Genomic DNA, 19327 nt, shown 5'->3' with positions numbered 1-19327 from the left:
CCGGGGGTGCCCAGCGTCCTCGCTGTGTGTGTTTCAAAGGAACCTCGTACCGAGACCGGCAAACGGTCCCGGGACGGGGCATCAACATATCTGGCGTTGACTTTTGGCACGCTGTTGAGTTCTCAAGGAACGGACGCTTCCTTCGGCACCCCTCCCGGGGCCCCTCCGGGCGCTTCCCTTCGGTGTTCCCGACTCTATCAGCCCTTCCGCTGGAATCCGAAATTCGGTTTGGCTGCGAACACGCAGAACCGATCCGGATTAGCCGGAGAGACGATTGGTCGGGTGTCGTCGACGCCATCGGCGCCCGACGGAGGTACGAGGGTACAGGGTGGCCGGGAAGAGAGGCAAATCGATTCGGCGGACCCCGGACAGGCCGCCGCGCGTGCGCTCACGGAACCGGCTCGTCCCATGTCCTACGCTTTTGATCAGTACGCCCGATCAGCGCGCCGGTCCGGGCACGCGGCGACGGCGACCGCTCGATCCCCGCCCTCGGGAGGCACTCCATGACCACCGTGACGTCCCCGCTGGCCGGGCGCGCCATCGGCCTCGCGGCCGTACCCGACCCGGTGTTCTCCGGCCTGATGGTGGGGCCCGGAACCGCCGTCGACCCGGTCCGCGAGCCGTCCGTCGCCGTCGCCCCCGTCGACGGCATCATCGTCTCGCTGCATCCGCACGCCTTCGTGGTGGTGGACGACGAGGGGCACGGCGTGCTGACCCACCTCGGCATCGACACGGTGCAGTTGAACGGCCAGGGCTTCGAGCTGCTGGCGGCCAAGGGCGACACCGTGCGCCGCGGTGATCCGATCGTCCGCTGGAACCCGGTCGAGGTGGAGGCCGCGGGCAAGTCGCCGGTGTGCCCGGTGGTCGCGCTGGAAGCCACTCCCGACGCACTGGACGACGTGGTCGAGGACGCCGACGTACCGCCCGGCGGCACGCTGTTCACCTGGCGGTGACCCACTGCCCCCGCGCCGGCGGCGAGGCGTTCGCGCGCGATGGAGACGCGCGGCGGACGCGCACCGCACCTACGAGACGGAATCGACCGGAGACGGGTGAGATGGAGACAACGCTTCAAGGCGTCGGGGTGAGTCACGGGGTGGCGATCGGCGAGGTGCGGCAGATGGGCACCGCGGTGCTGGAGCCCCCGGCCGGGCAGATCCCCCCGGACGAGGTGCCGCGCGAACGGAACAGGGCGCACCAGGCCGTGGAGGCCGTGGCCGCCGACCTGGTCGCACGGGGGAAGCTGGCGGGCGGTGAGGCCCAGGCCGTGCTGGAGGCCCAGGCCATGATGGCCCAGGACCCGGAGCTGATGGCGGACGTGGAGCGGCGCATCGCCGTGGGCAGCACCGCCGCACGGGCGGTGTACGACGCCTTCGCCTCCTACCGCGCGCTGCTCGCCGAGGCCGGCGAGTACCTGGCCGGGCGGGTCGCGGACCTGGACGACGTGCGGAACCGCGTCGTCGCGCGGCTGCTCGGGGTGCCGATGCCGGGAGTGCCGGAGAGCGACGAGCCGTACGTACTGGTCGCGCGTGACCTGGCGCCCGCCGACACCGCCCTGCTCGATCCCTCGCTCGTCCTCGGCTTCGTGACCGAGGAGGGCGGGCCGACCAGTCACACCGCCATCCTGGCCCGGGCCCTGGGCGTGCCCGCGGTGGTGGCACTGCGGGGCGCCGCCGGACTGGCCGAGGGCACGGTCGTCGCGGTGGACGGCAGCACGGGGCAGGTCACGGTGGATCCGGGCCCGGAGCGGCGGAAGGTGCTGACCGGGATCGCCGAGAGGCGGAGGGCGGCACTCGCGGCCACCACCGGTCCGGGCGCGACCTCCGACGGGTACAAGGTGCCGTTGCTCGCCAACATCGGCGGGCCGGGGGACGTGGCGGCCGCGGTGGAGGCGGGCGCCGAGGGCGTCGGCCTGTTCCGCACGGAGTTCCTGTTCCTCGACGACAGCCGGAAGGCCCCGTCGGAGAAGAAGCAGGCCGAGGTGTACCGGCAGGTGCTGGAGGCGTTCCCGGACGGACGCGTCGTGGTGCGGGTGCTGGACGCGGGCGCGGACAAGCCGCTGGGCTTCCTCGGCCCGGGCGAGGAGCCCAATCCGGCGCTGGGCGTGCGGGGGCTGCGGGCGCTGCTCGGCCACCCCGAGGTGCTGCGGACGCAGTTGGCGGCGCTCGCCCGGGCCGCCAAGGGGTTGCCGGTGTACCTGGAGGTCATGGCGCCGATGGTCGCCGACCGGGCCGACGCCAGGGCGTTCGCCGACGCCTGCCGGGAGGCCGGGCTGCGGGCGAGGATCGGCGCGATGGTGGAGGTGCCCTCGGCGGCGCTGCGGGCCCGTGCGGTGCTCCAGGAGGTGGAGTTCCTGTCGCTGGGCACCAACGACCTGGCGCAGTACGCCTTCGCGGCCGACCGGCAGGTCGGTGCCCTCGCGCGCTACCAGGACCCGTGGCAGCCCGCGCTGCTCGACTTGGTGGCGATGGCCGCGGAGGCGGCCCGGGCGGAGGGCAAGAGCTGTGGGGTCTGCGGTGAGGCCGCCGCCGATCCGCTGCTCGCCTGCGTACTGGCCGGGCTGGGTGTCACGAGCCTGTCCATGGGGCCCACGGCCATTCCCCAGGTGCGTGCCGTGCTGGCCAGGCAGACGATGGCCCAGTGCGAGCGGGCGGCGGCCGCCGCCCGTGCCTCGGACAGCGGCGAGGAGGCGCGGGCCGCCGCGCGGGCGGTGCTGTCCGGGGAGTAGCCGGCGCCGGGGAACGGCCGGCGGGGCCACCGGCGTCGGAGGACGGGCGCGGTGCCGTGCCGCCCCGCCCCGCGCCGGGGCGGCACGGCACCGGGTGCGCGGGGTCAGTGGCCTTCCCCGTCCCGCTCTCCCGTGCCGCCCGTTCCGGGGCGGGGCAGCGGGAAGCCCGCGCTGTAGGTGAGGCCCGGTTCGGGCGGGACCGGTTCGCCCGTGCGCGCGTCCGTGCAGTAGGCGGAGAAGACCTCGGCCTCGGTGAGCGGGCGGAGCCAGCCGCCGCTCAGGCTCCAGCCGCGCACCTCCTCGCGTCCGTCCCGGGCGGTGCGCATCACCACCCCTCCGGGGGCCCGGGTGGCGAGGCCCGCGGCGAGCACGGTGCGGAAGACCAGTCCCCCGTCCTCCTCGGTGGCCGCCCGGGCCGCCGAGGGGGCGTCGTGCGGCGGGCGTTCGAGGTGGGCGACCGCGACCAGGGGCCCGGTCTCCCCGCTGATGCTGCACACCAGGTGGTGGGTGCCGGGGCCGGCGGCGGCGAGGATCCGGTCGAGGGCCTTCGTGGCCTCGTCGAACGCCGCCCGGCCGAGGTCCTCCCCGCAGTCGGCGCAGGGGCCCAGGCCGGTGAGCGCGTCGGTGGCCCGTTCCCAGGCGTCCTGGCACTCCCAGCCGTCGAGCAGCAGGGGGAGCAGCCGGTCGATGGGCTGGCCGCGGTACCGCACGGTGGCTCCGGTCGCCGCGATCTCCGCGACGTAGCGCGTGCGGCTGTCCGGGGTGTCCGGGTCGATCCGCTCCTGGGCGCAGAAGTGTTCGTAGTCGTCCGGGTCGAAGAGGCCGACGCGGGTGTGGACGCCCTGAGCGGTGAGCGAGCGCAGCAGTCCTTCCGTCTGCCGCAGGTACGCCCGGTGGTCGTCGAAGGCGAAGGTGGTGTAGCGGCGCATGGCCGCGAAGCCGGCCGGGTCGGCCACGACGGCGACCGTGCTGGGCGCCTCGCGGCGCAGGGCCCGGCGGGCGGTCGCCGGACGGAGCCTGCGCGGGCCCGTCCGGCGCTGCCGGACGTCCCGGCCGCTGCGGTGGTCGCCGTTCCTGGTGCGTGCCATGTCTCCCCCTCGGTGGTGCGGCCATGTGGTCACTCACCGTAACCGAGGGGGCTGACAACGGGGTCGGACGGCGGTTCAGGAGGTGAGGCGTTCGCGGGCCAGGCCCTCGTAGAAGCGGAGCAGTTCGACGTTGTCGACCGAACCCGGGTTGACCGCCTTGTCGAGGTCGGCGCCCTGGAGCAGGCGCTTGACCGGGACCTCCAGGCGCTTGCCGGTGAGGGTGTGGGGAACGCCCTTGACCTCGATGATCTCGTCGGGGACGTGCCGGGGCGAGAGCTGTTCGCGGATGGTCCGCTTGATGCGGTCGCGCAGGTCGTCGTCGAGGACGGCGCCCTCGGCGAGGTGCACGAACAGGGGCATCCAGTAGCCGCCGTCGGGCTGTTCGACGCCGATGACGAGGGACTCGCGGATCTCGGGGAGGCGTTCGACGGCCTCGTAGATGTCGGCGGAGCCCATGCGGACGCCCTGCCGGTTGAGGGTGGAGTCGGAGCGGCCGTGGATGATCACGGTGCCGCGCGAGGTGAGGGTGGTCCAGTCGCCGTGCCGCCACACTCCGGGGAACATCTCGAAGTAGCTCTCGCGGTAGCGCGATCCGTCGGGGTCGTTCCAGAAGCGGATCGGCATCGACGGCATGGGGTTGGTGACGACCAGTTCGCCGACCTCGTCGACGAGCGGCTTGCCCTCCGGGTCCCAGGACTGCAGGTCGGTGCCCAGGCAGGGGGCCTGGAGCTCGCCGACGTAGACGGGGAGGGTGGGGACGGCGCCCGCGAAGCAACTGCACACGTCGGTGCCGCCGCTGACGGAGGCGATCCACAGGTCCTCGGCGACCTCGTCGTGGATCCAGCGGAAGCCGTCGGGCGGGAGCGGGGAGCCGGTGGTGGCGACGCACTTCACCCGGGAGAGGTCGAGGTCGCGGCCGGGGTGGACGCCGGCCTTCCGGCAGGCCATGACGTACGCGGCGGAGGTGCCGAAGAGGGTGGTGCCGGTGCGTTCGGCCACCCGCCACTGGGCGGCGGTGTCGGGGTGGCCGGGGCTGCCGTCGTAGAGGACGACGGTGGTGCCGGTCAGCAGGCCGGAGACGAGGAAGTTCCACATCATCCAGCCGGTGGAGGTGTACCAGAAGAAGCGGTCGTCGGGCCCGAGGTCGCAGTGCAGGCCGAGCTGCTTGAGGTGTTCGACGAGGATGCCGCCCTGGGACTGGACGATGGCCTTGGGCAGGCCGGTGGTGCCGGAGGAGTAGAGCACCCACAGCGGGTGGTCGAAGGGGACGTGCTCGAAGACCGGCTCGGTGTCGGCGGCGGTGAGGGCGTCCCACTCCAGGGCGTCCTCGGGGGCGGGGGTGCCCAGCAGGGGGACGTGGACGACGGCGCGCAGGCTGGGCAGTTCGCGGCGGAGTTCGGCGACGACCTGGGTGCGGTCGTGTTCCCTGCCGCCGTAGCGGTAGCCGTCGACGGCGAACAGGACGACGGGTTCGACCTGCTGGAAGCGGTCCAGGACGCTGCGGGCGCCGAAGTCGGGGGCGCAGGAGGTCCACACGCCGCCGACGGCGGCGGTGGCCAGCAGGGCGACGGCGGCCTGGGGGATGTTGGGCAGGTAGCCGCTGACGCGGTCGCCGGGACGTACGCCGAGGCGGCGGAGTTCGGCGGCGAGGGAGCCGACCTGGCGGCGCAGCTCGGCCCAGGTGACGGGCCTGGGTTCGTGGGTCTCGTCGACGTGCAGCAGGGCGGGGGCGTCCGCGCGGGCGGGGTCCTCGCCGGCGCGCAGGGCGTGCTCGGCGTAGTTGAGGGTGGCGCCGGGGAACCAGCGGGCGCCGGGCATGGCGCGGTCGGCCAGGACGGTCTCGTAGGGGGTGGCGAACCGCACGTCGAACCACTCGGTGACCGCCTTCCAGAAGGCGGCCGGTTCCCCGACGGACCAGCGGTGCAGGGCGGCGTAGCTCGCCACCGGGTCGCCGGGCACGGCGGCCGGGGCGCCGAAGCGTTCGGCGGCCCACGCCTGGAAGCGGGTCAGCCGGGCACCCTCGATCCGGTCGGGGCCGGGCCGCCACAGGGGTTCGGGCCGGTCCGGCTGGTCTGCGGTCGTCGGTGCGGCGCTGTGCGCTGCGGTCATGGCGGCTCCCGGGCTGTCTCCACGCGTCGTGTGCGTCGCCTCCGCGTACGGTCCGGCCCCTGGGATGGTGGCCGGGGGCGTGCGCGTACGCGGCGGCTGTGCAGGACGATGCCACGTGATCGGGCCGTGCACCAGGGCGGCCGGCCCATATCGGGGAGCCGGGCGGTGTGGTGCAACCACGGGGGGACGTTGGGTGAACGCCGGTTGAACGCGGCGTGGGCGGTGCGCCGGTGATGGCAGGCTGAGCAGCATGGATGCACGTGGCCTGGTGCGGTCGGTGAGGGTGGTCGGTGTGACGCAGGGGCTGCGGACGGCGCGGGCGGCGTGGCGGAACCGGCGCGCGGACGCCCGGGCGCTGCCGCGCGCGGGCCGGGAGCGGGCCCGGGTGCCGGGCCCGGCGCAGGGCGCCGAGCCGCAGCCGGGCGGCGGCGTGGTGCACTTCGAACGGGCGTCGCTGCGGGTGCGGGTGACGGCGGGCGGGATGGTGTTCTGCGGCTGGGACGGTGCCGTGCCGGAGCCGTCGTACGCGCTGGCCGGTACGTATCCGCAGGCCGACGCCCGGGCGGCGCTGGAGCCGGACAAGGACGGCGGCTGGCGGGTGGTCTCCGGGCGGGTGCTGGTGACCGTGACCCGGCTGGGGGCGGTGGAGGTGCGCACCCCGGGCGGTGTGGTGCTGCGGCGGGACCTGCCGCCGCGCTGGTGGGAGCCGGTGGACGGTGGCGCGGTGCGTTGGGTGCAGCGTTCGGAGGTGTCCTCGGACGCGCGGTTCTTCGGGCTGGGCGGGTGGGCGCCGGGGCCGCGGCTGCGGGACGGCTCGTACCGCCTGTGGAACGCGGGACCGGACTCCCCCGGCGCGGGGCGCGAGGTGCGGTCGCTGACGATGCCGGTGCTGTGGGTGGTGGCGGACGCGGGCGGCCACCTGGTCTTCCACGACAATTCCTGGGAGGGCCTGGTGACGCTGCGCGAGGGCCTGGAGGGAGCGGGTTCGGGCCACGACCGGCCGGGGAGGTGCGAGGTGCGGATGTCGGGCGGCCCGCTGCGCTACTGGGTGCTGACCGGTGCGCCGTCGCGGGTGCTGCACGGCTGGCGGGCCCTGACGGGGGCGCCGGCGGTGCCGCCGCGGTGGGCCCTGGGGCACCAGCACGCCCTGTGGGGCTCGGGGGGCGAGGACGAGGTGCGGCGGGTCGTGGCGGGGTACGCGGAGCGCGGTCTGCCGCTGCGCGCCGTGCACCTGGGTGCGGGCCACCACCGGCGGCGCCGGGGGTTCACCGTGGACCCCGAGCGGTTCCCGGACCTGCCGGCCCTGGCGTCCGGGCTGCGCGAGGACGGCGTACGGCTGGTGTCGGCCGTCGGCCCGGAGGTGCCGGCGGAGGCGGGCGGGGCGGTGTACGACGGGGGCAGGGACGAGGACGCCTTCGTACGGGACGCGGAGGGCCGGCCGGTGCGCGGACCGGGGCGGCCCGGGGTGGTGTTCCCGGACTTCACCGATCCGCGGGTGCGCAAGTGGTGGGGCGGGCTGTACGCCGAACGGCTGGCGCAGGGCTTCGCCGGTTTCTGCCACGAGACGGACGGGGCGGCCTCCCTCGCGGCCTTCGGCGCACCGGCGCTGCCGCGGTCGGCCCGGCACTGCCTGGAGTCCCGGGGCGGCGACCACCGGGAGGCGCACAACGTCTACGCCCTGGCGATGGCCCGCGCCGGCTTCGAGGGGCTGCGGGGGCTGCGGCCGAAGGAGCGGCCGTTCCTGCTGTCGCGCTCCGGCTGGGCGGGCCTGCAGCGCTACGGCGGCACCTGGACGGACCCGGTGGAGACCGGCTGGGAGGGGCTGCGGACCTCGCTCGGCCAGGTGATCGGCCTGGGGCTGTGCGGGGTGCCGTACTGCGGCGCGGACATCGGGGGCGCGACCGGGCCGGCCCCGGATCCGGAGCTGTACCTGCGCTGGTTCCAACTGGGCGCGTACCTGCCGCTGTTCCGTACGCACAGCGGGCCGGGTGCCGGGCGGCGCGAACCGTGGGAGTTCGGGCCCGGGGTGGTGGAGCACGCGCGGGCGGCGCTGCGGGAGCGGGAGCGGCTGCTGCCGTACTTCGTGACGCTGGCCCGGCTCGCGCACCGCTCCGGCGCGCCGTACGTGCGGCCGCTGTGGTGGGGCGCGCCGAAGGACCGGGCGCTGCGGGAGTGCGAGGACGCCTTCCTGCTGGGGGACGCGCTGCTGGTGGCGCCGGTGCTGGAGGCGGGGGTGACGCGCCGTACCGTCCGGCTGCCGCGCGGGCGGTGGTACGACACGGCCACGGGCGAGGCGTACGAGGGCCCCGGCCAGGTGGTGGTCGAGGCGCCGCTGTCACGGATTCCGGTGCTGGCGCGGGCGGGGGCGGTGGTGCCGGTGACCGGGCCGGACGGAGGGGTCGAGCTGGAGGTGTGGGCGCCGCCGCACGGCCGGACGGGCGGCGGGGTGGTCGCCGCGGAGGCCGGGGACGGCTGGGACCGGGTGGAGCTGGAGCGGTTCTCCGTACGGATGCTGGGCCGGGAGGCGGCGGTGGTGCGTGAGGGGGCCGCGGAGGTGGGGTACCCGGTGCGGGTGCGCGGTCTGCGGGCGCAGTGGCGCGAGGGGGATGCGGGACGGGTGTGAGGGCGCGCGGGCGGTCTTCCGCGGCGCGCCGGGCGCCTGGTAGACGGAGGGCCATGGTGATCACGAAACCGATCGGGAAGACCGCCGGAGCACTGCTCGCCCTCGTCCTCGTCCTCCTCCTCACCGCGGCGCCGGCCGCCCGGGCGGAGCCGGAGCCGAAGGCGCCGCCCGGGTTCGTGGCGCTCGCCGACGTGGACCCGACGATCATCCAGGAGATCCGCTACGCCACCCCGCACAACTTCGTCGGCGAGCCCGTCGACGGCTACCGCAGGCCGATGTGCATCCTCACCCGCGAGGCCGCCGAGGCCCTGCGCCGGGCGCAGTGGCGGCTGCTGTGGCAGGGGTACTCGCTGAAGGTGTACGACTGTTACCGCCCGCAGCGGGCCGTGGACCACTTCGTGGCGTGGGCGCGGGACCTCGGCGACCAGCGGATGAAGGGGGAGTTCTACCCGCGGGTGGACAAGACGCGGCTGTTCGCGGACGGGTACATCGCCGAGCGGTCCGGGCACAGCCGGGGCAGCACCGTCGACCTGACCCTGGTGCGGCTGCCCGCGTGGCCGACCCGCCCGTACGTGCCGGGCGAGCCGCTGACGCCGTGCTTCGCGCCGCCGGAGGAGCGCTTTCCGGACAATTCGGTGGACATGGGGACGGGCTATGACTGTTTCGACACCCTGTCGCACACCCTGGACCCGCGGATCACCGGGGAGCAGCGCGCCAACCGGCTGCTGCTGAAGGAGTCGCTGGAACGGGTGGGGTTCGTCAACTATCCGGCGGAGTGGTGGCACTACACCTTCCGGCCGGAGCCGTTCCCCGACACCCACTTCGACTTCCCCGTGCACCGCAGGTCGCTCACCGGCCGCTGACGGGCCGGGGCCGGGAGCGGCGGACGACGGACGGCGGTGCGGAACCACCCCCGTGGGCCCCGCACCGCCGTCTGCGGGTGTGGACGCCGTTTCCGGGGGGAAGGTTCGCGGCCCCGGTCCGCTGTCACGCGTTCGCGACATCCCCCGGACCGGACCGTCTCCCGGCGCGCCCGGAGCGTTTCCGGAAGGCCGCGCGCCGGTGTCCCGGAACTGCTCGTGAACTCTGCGCGAACACTCCCCCGGCGGGCCCGCCCCGGCCGCATGCTGGTGCCGTGCGTGCCTGGCCGAGTCACCTCCGATTCGCCTACCAGCCGGTCGTGAACCTCGCGACCGGCTCCGTGGCGGCCCTGGAGGTCCTGGTGCGTTCCCGGGAGGGCGACGTCCTGGCCGCGGCCCGCCGCGATCCGGAGCTGGACGCCGAGCTCGCCGCGCTGGCCGTGCGGTCGGCCGCCCGTCAGGAGGCGCTGCTGCCCCTGCACGTCAACGTCTTCGCCGCCACCCTGGCGGGCCTGGGGGACCTCGTCGCGCTGCGCCGGGCCGTGCGGGACGCCGGCCGCCGCCCCTGGGAGGTGACGCTGGACATCACCCCGCCGCTGGCGCGCGTGCCGCACGAGGCGCTGGTCTCGGCGGTCGGCGCGCTGCGCGGGGACGGTTTCCGGATCTGCGCGGACGGGGTCGGCGACGGCGACCTGCCGCTGCTGCTGCTCGCCGACCTCTCCCCCGATCTGCTCAAGGTGGACGCCGGGGTCGTCGCCGGGTTACCGCACCGGCCCGCGCACCGGGCGGCGGTCGCCGGGCTGCGGCGGTTCTGCGACGGCACCGGCGCACTGCTGGCGGTGGAGGGCGTGGAGACCGAGCTGCAGTACGCGGCGGCGCGGGCGGCGGGCGCGCACCTGGCCCAGGGTCACCTGTTCGCCCCGCCCGCGCGCCGTCCCGCCGCCGAGGCCCACCGTCCCCTGTGCCCGCCCACCGTGCCGCCGCCCGGGGGCGGCGGCACGGGAGGGCCGCCGGTCGCCGAGCTCCTGCATCCCGCCGCGATGCTGCCGCTGTCGGCCTCCGCCTCCCAGGTGCGGGCGCTGCTCACCGGTTCGCCGGAGGTGACCGGGGTGCTGCTGGTGGACCCCGACGGGGTGCCGGTGCGCGCGGTGGACCGGAACCGCTTCCTGCGGGCGATGTCGGGCCGGTACGGCTCCGCGCCGTACGCCGACCGGCCCGCGGTCCGGCTCGCGGACCGGCCGCGCACGGTCCGGCTGACGGCCACCGCCTGGGACGTGCTCGACGTGGTGGCCGCCGACGGACGCGACCGTACGGCGGACGACGTGGCGGTCGTGGACGAGGCGGGGCGGTGCGTGGGCGTGGTACGGCTGGCCGAGGTCGTCAGGGCGCTGGCCGCCGGCCGGTTCGAGGACGCCTCCGGGCTGAATCCGCTCACCCGGATGCCGCATCCGGGATCGGGCTGTTCCGCACCGCGCGGGCCCCGCCCCGGCCGGTGATTGCGCCCGGTCAGCGCGGTGCGGGCGCTTCCGGGCCGTACGGCGGACCGGGCCGCTTCACCGCGCGGCTTACCTTGACGCTTCCGTTACCCGGGTGAAGACTTCCGATTATCAGACGGTATCGCCGCAGGTAAGTTCCAGAACCGCAGACTCCCCGGGCGATTCCGCCGGACACGCACGCTCGTCGCGGATGCCGGGCGGGGCGCGGGTTTCTGCCTGCCGCCGGCTCCGTCGGCACCGCAGAACGCACCCTGCAGGGACACCCGGGGCCGCTGCCCGGGGTGAGGGCACGAGGAGCGGCAATGAACTACTCCCACGGCGACATCTTCCTCGGCGAGATCATCGGAACGGCGATCCTGATCCTGTTCGGCGCCGGGGTCTGCGCCGCCATCACGCTCAACCACTCCAAGGCGAGGGCGGCGGGGTGGGTCGTCATCGCCTTCGGCTGGGGCTTCGGCGTGCTGGCGGGCGCGTACACCGCGGCGCCGCTGTCCGGAGGGCACATCAACCCGGCCGTGACCGTCGGCATCGCCGTGCAGAGCGGCGAGGGCTGGGGCAAGGTCCCCACCTACATCGCGGGCCAGCTCGTCGGCGCGATGCTCGGCGCCGTACTGGCCTGGCTGGTCTACTACGCGCAGTTCGCGGCGAACGCCGACAAGGACACCGCGCTGCCGACCCTCGGGATCTTCTCGACCATCCCCGAGATCCGCAATCCGGTGGCCAACCTGATCACCGAGATCATCGCGACCGTCGCCCTGGTGCTGCCGATCCTGGCCTTCGGGCTGACCCGGGGCCTGGGCGAGTCCGGCACCCTGGTGCTGGTCGTGGCGCTGCTGGTGGTGGGGATCGGCCTGTCCCTCGGCGGTCCGACCGGCTACGCCATCAACCCCGCCCGCGACCTCGGGCCCCGCATCGTCCACGCCCTGCTGCCCATCCCCAACAAGGGCCCCTCCGACTGGGGGTACTCCTGGGTTCCGGTGCTCGGACCGCTCATCGGCGGCGTCCTCGCGGCGCTCATCTACAACCTCGCGTTCTGAACGGCGGACCGCGGGAACGGACGGGAACCAGGAGCACGAGGAGAAGGGGCCGGAGGGAACCTCATGACGGACACCGAACCCACGTACGTCGCCGCGATCGACCAGGGCACCACGTCGAGTCGCTGCATGATCTTCGACCACGACGGCGCGATCGTCGCCGTCGACCAGCGGGAGCACCAACAGATCTTCCCCAAGCCCGGCTGGGTGGAGCACGACGCGACCGAGGTCTGGTCCAAGGTCCAGGCGGTGGTCGCCGGCGCCCTCGCCAAGGCCGGGCTGCGCGCCGGGGACCTCAGCGCGATGGGCATCACCAACCAGCGCGAGACGACCGTGCTGTGGGACCGCGCCACCGGCAGGCCGGTCCACAACGCCATCGTCTGGCAGGACACCCGCACCGCGGCGCTCTGCCGGGAGCTGGGCGGCGAGGTCGGGCAGGACCGCTTCCGGGACCGCACCGGACTGCCGCTGGCCAGCTACTTCTCCGGGCCGAAGGCCGCCTGGCTGCTGGAGCACGTGCCGGGGCTGCGCAAGCGCGCCGAGGCGGGCGAGATCGCCTTCGGCACGATGGACTCCTGGCTGATCTGGAACCTCACCGGCGGCACGGACGGCGGTGTGCACGTCACGGACGTGACCAACGCCAGCCGGACCATGCTGATGAACCTGGAGACCCTGCAGTGGGACTCCTCGATCCTCGACGCCATGGGCATCCCCGAGGCGATGCTGCCCGAGATCCGCTCCTCGGCCGAGGTGTACGGCACCACCGCGGTCGGGATGTCCACCGGGGTCCCGGTGGCCTCGGCGCTCGGCGACCAGCAGGCGGCCGTCTTCGGGCAGACCTGCTACGACGTCGGCAACGCCAAGAACACCTACGGCACCGGCTCCTTCCTGCTGCTCAACACCGGCAACCGCCCGGTCCCCTCCAAGAGCGGCCTGGTGACCACGGTGGGCTACCGGCTCGGCGGCGAGCGGCCCGTCTACTGCCTGGAGGGCTCGATCGCCATCACCGGCGCCCTGGTGCAGTGGTTCCGGGACCAGCTCGGGATCATCCGGGAGGCCGCCGAGATCGAGCCCCTGGCCGCGAGCGTGGAGGACAACGGCGGCGCGTACATCGTCCCGGCCTTCTCCGGGCTGTTCGCCCCGTACTGGCGCTCGGACGCGCGGGGCGTCATCACCGGCCTGACCCGCTACGTGACCAAGGCGCACCTGGCGCGGGCCGTGCTGGAGGCGACGAGCTGGCAGACGCGCGAGGTCGTGGACGCGATGTTCCAGGACTCCGGCGTGGAGATCACCAGTCTCAAGGTGGACGGCGGCATGACCGCCAACGGGCTGCTGATGCAGCACCAGGCGGACGTCCTGGGCGTGCCGGTGATCCGGCCGGTGGTCTCCGAGACCACCTGTCTGGGCGCGGCGTACGCGGCCGGGCTGGCCACGGGGGTCTGGTCGGACCTGGACGAACTCAGGGCGCACTGGAAGAAGGACGCCGAGTGGACCCCGCAGATGGACGCCGGGACGCGGGAGCGTGAGCTCCGCAACTGGCGCAAGGCCGTCGAGCGCAGCTTCGGCTGGGAGGAGCACGAGGACTGACCGGAGGTCCGCGGCCCCGGGCCCGCGCCGGTGCGCGGCCCCGGGGCCGCGGGCCGGACGGCGGTCAGGTGGCGGCCCCCTGGCGCCCGGCGGCGCCGGTGAGCAGGGCGTGCTCGACCACCGAGGCCAGCACCTCGCGCGCGGAGTCGCGCTCCCGCACGTCGCACGGCAGGACCGGCACCTCCTCGCCCAGGCCGAGCGCGGCGCGCACCGCCTCCACCGGGTGGTGCTCGATGCCGTCGAAGCGGTTCACGGCCACGGCGAAGGGGACGGCGTGCCGCTCGAAGTAGTCGACGGCGGCGAAGCAGTCCTCCAGGCGGCGGGTGTCGACGAGGACCACCGCGCCGAGCGCGCCCTGCGCCAGTTCGTCCCACAGGAACCGGAAGCGGCCCTGGCCCGGGGTGCCGAAGAGGCAGAGGGTCAGCGTGTCGCTCAGGGTGATGCGGCCGAAGTCCATGGCGACGGTGGTCACCTTCGCGGCGTTCCCCGCGGCGTCCGCCTTCCCGAGGTTCCGGATGTCCCCGAGGGCGGCGAGGTCCTCCGGGCCGTCGAACGGACGGCCCGCCTCGCTCAGTATCTCCTCGGTGCGCAGCGGTCTGATCTCGCTGACCGAGCCGACCAGGGTGGTCTTGCCGACCCCCAGGCCGCCCGCCACCAGCACCTTGAGCGTCACCGGCCCGACCGCGGTGTCCTCCCGGTGGCGGTCAGAGCCCCCGAAGACCATCGATCCTCTTCCTCCGCTTCTTCACAGTGCCCGCCCCCGCCGGGGCAAGCGATCGTTCCGCAAGGAGGCGGTCACGACAAGTCCCGCGGACGCCCTCTCCGGGCGAATCGGCGCGGGACCGGTCCGTGACCACCTCAGCGGGTCGTTTACGGCCCACCCCGCCAGGAAACGGAGTGGTATGCCTGTTTATCGGAATGTTCGTGGGGTTTTCTCCGCCGTCCGCTCGAAGCTTCCGGAGCCCGACCGTCCAGGGCGGGTGCTGACCGCCGTGGAGAAGCTGGAGGGGACCTCACGCCTCGACCCCGCGCTCGGGCCGCTGCGGCGCGTCGTGCGCGCGCTCCCGCTGGGCGGCGCGCGCGACGTCCTGCACGGCCGCTGGCTGGGCCACCCGGCACACCCTCTGATGGTGCAGATCCCCATCGGGGCCTGGATGTCCGCCGCCGTGCTGGACCTGCTGCCCGGGCAGCGCCGCGGCGCCGACACCCTGGTGGGGCTGGGGCTGACCGCGGCCGCACCGGCCGCCCTGGCGGGCTGGGTGGACTGGGCCGAGCTGCGCAAGCCGCAGATGAGGGTCGGTCTGGTGCACGCCGCCACGAACATCACGGCCGTCGGCCTGTACGCCGCGTCGCTCTCCGCCCGGCTGCGCGGCCGCCGCGGACTGGGGCGCGCGCTGGGGTTCGCCGGGCTGACCGCGGTGGGGATCGGGGGCGGTCTGGGAGGGCACCTGTCCTACCGGCAGGCCGCCGGCGCCAACCACGCCGAGCAGGTCCCCGCCGTGGTGGAGCCCGGCTGGCATCCGATCGGCGACGTGGCGGACCTGCCGGTCGGCGAACCGGTGCGGCGGCACGTGGGCGAGACCCCGCTGCTCGTCGTCCGCGAGGTCGGCGGGCAGGTGCACGCGCTGGCCGACCGGTGCAGCCACATGGCCGGGCCGCTGTCGCAGGGGGAGATCGTCGACGGCTGCGTGCGGTGCCCGTGGCACGGCAGCACCTTCCGCCTCTCCGACGGCTGGAACGTGCGCGGCCCGGCCACCGCGCCCCAGCCGGCCTTCGAGACCCGGGTGGTGGACGGCCGGGTGGAGGCGCGCCTGGTCGCCGATCCGGCCGCGGCGCACCGCTCCGCACGCCGCTCCGTGCCCAGGTCGGCCTGACGGTCCCGCGGCCGCCGCACCGCGGGTCCGGGGCGCGGGGCCGGAGCGCGGCGGGACGGGACTCACAGCGCCCGCAGGCCGTTGATCACATTGCGCAGGATGCTCTCGTCCGGCAGTTCGGCCGGCGGGACGGGGCGGGTGACGCGGACCAGCTCGGCGTCCACGAGGTCGCCGACGAGGACGCGGACGACCCCCACCGGCAGGTCCAGCCCGGCCGCCAGTTCGGCGACCGGCTGGGGGGACCGCCGGCACCGGGCGACGATGTCCAGGTGCTCCGGGCCGAGGGAGCCGAGGACGCCGGGAGCACCGGGGACGCCACCGGGATCGCCGCGGCCACCGCGGTCCCCGCGACCGCCGGGGCCCTCGGGGAGTGCGCCGGCGGTCGAGGCCCGGGCCGCGGGGACGGGAGGACCGGCGCCGCCCGCACCGGCGTCCGCTCCCCCGGCCGCGTCCGTCGGTGCGCCCGCCGTCTCCGGCGCGGCGACCACCAGCGCGATCAGGTCGATGCGGCTCCCGCCGGCACTGCGGGTACGGCCGCGCGTCATGGCGTACGGCCGCACCACCGGCCCGGCCGCGTCGTCGAACCACCGGTCCGTCATGACCGAACGTCACCCCCCGCCGGACGCGCCGTGCCGGGGCGCGGTGCCCAGACGGGCACCGGCCCGCTTGACGAACAGGGTCATCTCGTAGGCGATCCGGCCGATGTCGGCGTCGGAATCCGCCATCACCGCCAGACAGCTTCCGTCACCCGCCGCGGCGACCAGCAGGAACGCCTCGTCCAGTTCGATCACGGTCTGCCGGACCTCCCCCGTGCCGAAGTGCCGGCCGATGCCCCGGGCGAGGCTGTGGAGGCCGGAGGACACGGCCGCCAGATGCTCGCCCTCCTCACGGGTGAGGCCCCGGGAGGCGCCTGTGGGCAGGCCGTCGCCGGAGAGCACCAGGGCCTTGCGGATGCTGCCGACCCGCCCCACCAGTTCGTCCAGGGGCCAGTCCGGTTCACCCGTCCCCCGGAAGGCGCCGTCTCCCGTGCCGTGTGGTGCGGTCATCGGCCGTTCCTCTCCAGTGGGTCGTTCCCGGCGCCGCGTCGGCCGGCCCGTGCCCGCCGTCCGGGCCGTCCGTGTCCGCACCGTCCGGGAGGTCGGTGTTCTGCCGTCGCCCGCGCCACAGGCCGCGCTGGAGCGAGGCCATCCGGTCGCGGGCCTCGTCGGCGTCCCGGTCCCGGCCCCACCCCTGTTCCCGGGCCCGGCCCTGTTCTCGGTCCCGTCCCCCGGCCTGTTCCCCGGCCCGGGACCGTCCCCGCTCGGGGTCGCGGCCCGGGGCGTCCGGCCTGAGTTCCCGGACGAGGCTGGCCTGCCGTACGCGCCTGGGCAGCCCGCCCGCCGTGGTCGGCGGCCCCGGTTCCTCCCGGCGCCGGCGCTCCTGTCCCGCTCCGCCGGACGCGGCACCGGTGTCGGCCGGGTGCGCGTGGCCGGAGGCCGGGAAGAGGGGGCGGGGCCCCTGGGACGGCAGCGGTCCGGGGCCGTGCGGCGGGCCGGACTCCTCGTCCGCCTGCTGGTGCTGGTCGGGCGGGAACCCCGGGACGGCCGGGGCGCGGTGGCCGGGGTGCCCGGGGCGCCCGCGGAAGAGGGCGCCGATGCCTCCGGACTCCTCCAGGGCGTCGACGGGCGCCTCCAGTTCCACCGGCCCGTCCCTGACCGCGCCGAGGACGGGACGCGCCTCGCGGCGGGGAAGGCCCGCGGCGGTCCGGGCGGCGTCCCCGATGCCGCGCCCGTCGGCGCCCCCGGCGGCCTGCGGCGACTCGGTCAGCAGCGCGCCCGGGATGAGCACCACGGCGGTGGTGCCCCCGTACGGCGAGGGCTGCAGGGAGACCCGTACGCCCTGGCGCTGGGCCAGCCGGGAGACGACGAACAGGCCGAGCCGGTCGGTGTCGGAGAGCTGGAAGTCGGAGGTCTCGGCGAGCCGGAGGTTCGCCTCCAGCAGCGCCTCGGGCGACATGCCGAGGCCGCGGTCGTGGATCTCCAGGGTGAAGCCGCTGGGAACCCGCTCGCCGAGCACCTGGACGCCGGTGTGCGGCGGCGAGAAGACCGTGGCGTTCTCCAGGAGTTCGGCGATGAGGTGGGTGAGGTCGGCGATGGCGGCGCCGTCGACCGCGAGCGGGGGCAGCCGCCGCACCTCGATGCGCTCGTAGTCCTCCACCTCGGACACGGCGGCGCGGACGACGTCCATCAGCGGGATGGGTTTGCGCCACTGCCGGGACGGGGCGGCGCCGGAGAGGATGACCAGTCCCTCGGCGTGGCGGCGCATCCGGGTGGTGAGGTGGTCCAGGCGGAAGAGGTCGGCCAGTTCCTCGGGGTCCTCGGTGCGCCGCTCCATGGCGTCCAGCAGGGTGAGCTGCCGGTGCAGCAGCACCTGGCTGCGGCGTGCGAGGTTGACGAAGACCTCGGAGATGCCGCGGCGCATGTCCGCCTGTTTGACGGCGGCCTCGACGGCGGCCCGCTGGAGGGTGTTGAGGGCCTGTCCGACCTGCCCCATCTCGTCGCGTCCGTACTCCAGGCGCGGCGCCTCGGTCTCGACGTCGACCTGCTCCCCCGCGGCGAGCCGCCGCATGACGCTGGGCAGCCGCACGCCCGCCGCCTCGTTGGCCTCCCTGCGCAGGGCGCCGAGGTCGCGGATCAGGCCGCGGCCGATGCGGAAGGAGACGATCACGGAGACGATCACGGCGATGAAGCCGAGGATCCCGGCGGTCCCGGCGCGCATCAGCACGGAGGTGGCCTCCGGCTCGACGCGCTGGTGGTAGCGGGCGACCGCCTCCTCGTCCAGGCGCCGCAGCTCCTCCAGGACGCCGGTGGCGGTCTTCTGCCAGTGCTCGGCGTTGAAGGCGCCGACCGCCGCGTCGGCGCCGGCGCCGATGATCCGGTCCTCGGCGGCGCGCAGGGCCCGGCCGTCGGTGCCGGACCAGAACGCCTCGTACCTGTCGCGGTCCTCGGCGGGGAGCGTCGCGAGGTGGTTGCGGTAGGTGAGTTCGCGTTCGGCGACCCGGTCGGAGAAGGCGCGCAGTTCGTCCTTGGTCATCCGGCCGGCGGTGAACGCGGCGGCCATCAGCGCGTCCTCGCGGGAGAGGTACTCGCGGGCGCGGGCGAGGCCGATGAGGGCGCGGCCCTCCTTGTCGAGCCGGACGTCGTCCAGGCCCCGCAGGCTGGTCAGGAAGGCGTGGCAGGGGTCGACGAGGGCGTTGTACGCGTCGTAGGCGTCCCGGCGTTCGATGGTGTTGTCCTCGACCCGGGCGCGCACCTTCCCCAGCCGGTCGAGTCCGTCGAGGAGGTCGTCCAGACGTCTACGGGAGTCGGCGTCCAGCTCGCCGCGGACCCCGTCGCCGAACGCGCCGGCGCGTAAGGCCGCCACCGCCCTGTCGGTGGCGCGCCGCCCGTCGTGCAGGGCGGTCAGGGAGTCGGAGCGGCGCGGATCGGCGAGGTAGACCAGGACCTGGCGGCGTTCCCGCTGGAGGGAGTGGACGGTCTCCTGGACCGGGCCGCCGAGTTCGTCCATGACGGCGGCGACGTCGAGCAGCTGGTTCGCCTCACGGCTGGTGATCACAGTGGCGAACGCCCAGATCGAGGTGAGCGCCACCAGGGGAACCAGCAATAACGCCACGATCTTGCGGCGTATCGACTTGCCCCGAAAGCGCATGGCCTCCCCTACGTCCTCCCCTCGCACGGGGGCATGAATTTCCTCAGCAAACGGCGCGAGCCTACTACTCACGGCGAACAACTCGTAGACACGTCCGAGCCATCACGCGCATGTCCGGCGGTGGTTCGCGAGATCGCCGCGCCATGCTGGGATACGCCGGGGATCGAGCGGGCCGCGAGACACGCGGACGCGACGCGGTGCGGGGAGATCACATGGGTCTGAGCAGGGCCGACTGGGGGCCGGG

At 74.8% G+C, this 19327-nt stretch carries 13 protein-coding genes and 1 pseudogene; 8 read left to right on the top strand and 6 right to left on the bottom strand.

Going from position 1 to position 19327, the window contains the following annotated elements:
* Positions 1-503 precede the first annotated feature (503 nt).
* Entirely contained in the window at positions 504-953 is a 450-nt protein-coding gene (locus tag VE546_RS11245; protein ID WP_324921187.1) for a PTS glucose transporter subunit IIA, read from the top strand.
* Between the two features lie 101 nt (positions 954-1054).
* The gene (ptsP, locus tag VE546_RS11240; RefSeq protein WP_324921186.1) at positions 1055-2725 is read left to right on the top strand and encodes a phosphoenolpyruvate--protein phosphotransferase; all 1671 of its coding nucleotides are present in this window, start codon (positions 1055-1057) and stop codon (positions 2723-2725) included.
* 104 nt (positions 2726-2829) lie between these two features.
* On the opposite strand, the gene VE546_RS11235 is transcribed toward ptsP, so the two are convergent.
* Positions 2830-3813: a hypothetical protein gene (locus VE546_RS11235; protein WP_324921184.1), complete on the bottom strand. Its 984-nt coding sequence runs from the start codon at positions 3811-3813 to the stop codon at positions 2830-2832.
* A gap of 75 nt (positions 3814-3888) precedes the next feature.
* The gene (locus VE546_RS11230) at positions 3889-5922 is read right to left on the bottom strand and encodes an acetoacetate--CoA ligase (protein ID WP_324921182.1); all 2034 of its coding nucleotides are present in this window, start codon (positions 5920-5922) and stop codon (positions 3889-3891) included.
* Positions 5923-6172: 250 nt separating this feature from the next.
* On the opposite strand from VE546_RS11230, the gene VE546_RS11225 reads away from it, so the two are divergent.
* The 5 genes and pseudogenes from VE546_RS11225 (at position 6173) to glpK (ending at position 13522) form a co-directional block, all read left to right on the top strand.
* Positions 6173-8545 carry a glycoside hydrolase family 31 protein gene (locus VE546_RS11225; RefSeq protein WP_324921180.1) on the top strand — a complete coding sequence of 791 codons (2373 nt, stop codon included), beginning with the start codon at positions 6173-6175 and terminating at the stop codon, positions 8543-8545.
* A 53-nt stretch (positions 8546-8598) separates the two neighbouring features.
* Positions 8599-9408 carry a M15 family metallopeptidase gene (locus VE546_RS11220; RefSeq protein ID WP_324921178.1) on the top strand — a complete coding sequence of 270 codons (810 nt, stop codon included), beginning with the start codon at positions 8599-8601 and terminating at the stop codon, positions 9406-9408.
* A gap of 272 nt (positions 9409-9680) precedes the next feature.
* Positions 9681-10850 (top strand): annotated as a pseudogene (locus VE546_RS11215) (EAL domain-containing protein); the annotation flags it as partial.
* Positions 10851-11203: 353 nt separating this feature from the next.
* Positions 11204-11938: an MIP/aquaporin family protein gene (locus VE546_RS11210; RefSeq protein ID WP_324921176.1), complete on the top strand. Its 735-nt coding sequence runs from the start codon at positions 11204-11206 to the stop codon at positions 11936-11938.
* A gap of 63 nt (positions 11939-12001) precedes the next feature.
* Entirely contained in the window at positions 12002-13522 is a 1521-nt protein-coding gene (gene glpK, locus VE546_RS11205) for a glycerol kinase GlpK (RefSeq protein ID WP_324921174.1), read from the top strand.
* A 64-nt stretch (positions 13523-13586) separates the two neighbouring features.
* Here glpK and VE546_RS11200 read toward each other — a convergent pair whose 3' ends face one another.
* A complete protein-coding gene (locus VE546_RS11200) occupies positions 13587-14246 on the bottom strand; it encodes a GTP-binding protein (protein WP_324921172.1) in 660 nt (219 codons plus the stop codon).
* Positions 14247-14424: 178 nt separating this feature from the next.
* On the opposite strand from VE546_RS11200, the gene VE546_RS11195 reads away from it, so the two are divergent.
* A complete protein-coding gene (locus VE546_RS11195; protein ID WP_324921170.1) occupies positions 14425-15396 on the top strand; it encodes a Rieske (2Fe-2S) protein in 972 nt (323 codons plus the stop codon).
* A gap of 62 nt (positions 15397-15458) precedes the next feature.
* Here the strand turns inward: VE546_RS11195 and VE546_RS11190 are convergent, their stop codons facing one another.
* The 3 genes from VE546_RS11190 to VE546_RS11180 are packed head-to-tail and all read right to left on the bottom strand — an operon-like array spanning position 15459 to position 19083.
* On the bottom strand, positions 15459-15995 hold the full coding sequence (locus VE546_RS11190; RefSeq protein WP_324921168.1) for a DUF742 domain-containing protein: 537 nt from the start codon (positions 15993-15995) through the stop codon (positions 15459-15461).
* Positions 15996-16004: 9 nt separating this feature from the next.
* Positions 16005-16442 carry a roadblock/LC7 domain-containing protein gene (locus tag VE546_RS11185; protein WP_324921167.1) on the bottom strand — a complete coding sequence of 146 codons (438 nt, stop codon included), beginning with the start codon at positions 16440-16442 and terminating at the stop codon, positions 16005-16007.
* Complete coding sequence (locus VE546_RS11180) at positions 16393-19083, bottom strand: nitrate- and nitrite sensing domain-containing protein (protein WP_324921165.1); 2691 nt, start codon at positions 19081-19083, stop codon at positions 16393-16395. Before VE546_RS11180 ends, VE546_RS11185 begins: the two co-directional genes overlap by 50 nt.
* Between the last annotated feature and the right edge of the window lie 244 nt (positions 19084-19327).

This window comes from Streptomyces sp., assembly GCF_035644915.1.
In the GTDB taxonomy this organism is placed as follows: Bacteria; Actinomycetota; Actinomycetes; order Streptomycetales; family Streptomycetaceae; genus Streptomyces.
Note: the sequence above shows the minus strand (reverse complement) of the source record. Positions and strands in the feature narration are given on the sequence as shown.

What these genes read in the sequence shown, in the direction of transcription:
- VE546_RS11245 (WP_324921187.1), top strand. Translation starts at nt 504, where the DNA reads ATGACCACCGTGACGTCCCCGCTGGCCGGGCGCGCCATCGGCCTCGCG.
- ptsP (WP_324921186.1), top strand. Translation starts at nt 1,055, where the DNA reads ATGGAGACAACGCTTCAAGGCGTCGGGGTGAGTCACGGGGTGGCGATC.
- VE546_RS11235 (WP_324921184.1), bottom strand. Translation starts at nt 3,813, where the DNA reads ATGGCACGCACCAGGAACGGCGACCACCGCAGCGGCCGGGACGTCCGG.
- VE546_RS11230 (WP_324921182.1), bottom strand. Translation starts at nt 5,922, where the DNA reads ATGACCGCAGCGCACAGCGCCGCACCGACGACCGCAGACCAGCCGGAC.
- VE546_RS11225 (WP_324921180.1), top strand. Translation starts at nt 6,173, where the DNA reads ATGGATGCACGTGGCCTGGTGCGGTCGGTGAGGGTGGTCGGTGTGACG.
- VE546_RS11220 (WP_324921178.1), top strand. Translation starts at nt 8,599, where the DNA reads ATGGTGATCACGAAACCGATCGGGAAGACCGCCGGAGCACTGCTCGCC.
- VE546_RS11210 (WP_324921176.1), top strand. Translation starts at nt 11,204, where the DNA reads ATGAACTACTCCCACGGCGACATCTTCCTCGGCGAGATCATCGGAACG.
- glpK (WP_324921174.1), top strand. Translation starts at nt 12,002, where the DNA reads ATGACGGACACCGAACCCACGTACGTCGCCGCGATCGACCAGGGCACC.
- VE546_RS11200 (WP_324921172.1), bottom strand. Translation starts at nt 14,246, where the DNA reads ATGGTCTTCGGGGGCTCTGACCGCCACCGGGAGGACACCGCGGTCGGG.
- VE546_RS11195 (WP_324921170.1), top strand. Translation starts at nt 14,425, where the DNA reads ATGCCTGTTTATCGGAATGTTCGTGGGGTTTTCTCCGCCGTCCGCTCG.
- VE546_RS11190 (WP_324921168.1), bottom strand. Translation starts at nt 15,995, where the DNA reads ATGACGGACCGGTGGTTCGACGACGCGGCCGGGCCGGTGGTGCGGCCG.
- VE546_RS11185 (WP_324921167.1), bottom strand. Translation starts at nt 16,442, where the DNA reads ATGACCGCACCACACGGCACGGGAGACGGCGCCTTCCGGGGGACGGGT.
- VE546_RS11180 (WP_324921165.1), bottom strand. Translation starts at nt 19,083, where the DNA reads ATGCGCTTTCGGGGCAAGTCGATACGCCGCAAGATCGTGGCGTTATTG.